This is a genomic window from Cupriavidus sp. 05T313 (assembly GCF_056396665.1).
Genome location: NZ_JBFTLX010000537.1, coordinates 1 through 932, shown reverse-complemented (window position 1 = coordinate 932; position 932 = coordinate 1). Strand labels below are relative to the sequence as shown.

1 protein-coding gene is annotated in these 932 nt (G+C 47.5%); it reads left to right on the top strand.

Annotated features, from left to right (window positions below; genetic code table 11):
* Positions 1 to 615: restriction endonuclease (locus AC1DKD_RS41575; protein ID WP_477144778.1), on the top strand; the 615-nt coding region annotated here is incomplete at its 5' end.
* Between the last annotated feature and the right edge of the window lie 317 nt (positions 616 to 932).

Genomic DNA, 932 nt, shown 5'->3' with positions numbered 1-932 from the left:
GTATTTGCAAAGTATGGAGAGCGAGGTCTTAGAATTTCCATGGAGGTGATCGAAACTTTTAATCGAGTCGTTAGTTTGAGCCCGCACAGTATTGTGCGTTACACGGAGTGGAGAAATATCGAAAAATTAAGCTCCTTGTTTGCAGGAGGCAAGACAAAACCGGCGTATGGAGAATTCATTGATCAACGTTTCATTGACTATCTTAGTCAAAATCCAGAGTCTATTGGAAAGATGCATTGGCGCAAGTTCGAGGAACTAACCGCCGAGTATTTTTTTAGAGTCGGATACAAAGTGGAGCTAGGGCCGGGTGGGAATGATGACGGAGTCGATATTCGCATCTGGCTGCCGGATGAAAGCGAAAACGCTCCGCACGGGATCATTCAGTGTAAGAGACAAAAAGACAAAGTGGAGAAGGTTGTTGTCAAAGGTCTTATGACAGACGTCCAGTTTGCCGACGCACATTTTGGCTTGATTGTGACAAGCTCAGAATTAAGTGTGGGTGCTCGAAATACAATCGTCTCCCGTGGATATCCAATTGAGGAAGTCAACAAAGAGGGTGTTGCTAAATGGCTGATGACACTGAGGACGCCAGGCACTGGAATCGTACGAAATTAGCAGTGCCGGCAAGGCGAGATGGGGAGATGGGGAGATGGAGGAGGTTGCGAAAGTGYGATCTCCAGGCGCCTGGTTTTTTGTCTCAATTTCGGGGCAGAACAGGCGAGCCGCTTCGCCATCGCGCGTCGCTCACATGTTAATTACTTAACATAATAAATGTTATGTTACCTGTTGGTATGTTCTGAAGTGTTGCGTGTGGGACGGCACGGAGACTTCAGATACCGCAACGGAAAAGTGCTTTTATGGTATCTTTCGCCGTTGCGTTTTTGTTGTGGGTTTAGGTTTTATGTTCGTTCAGGTCAGCGCCGCCGCCGTGC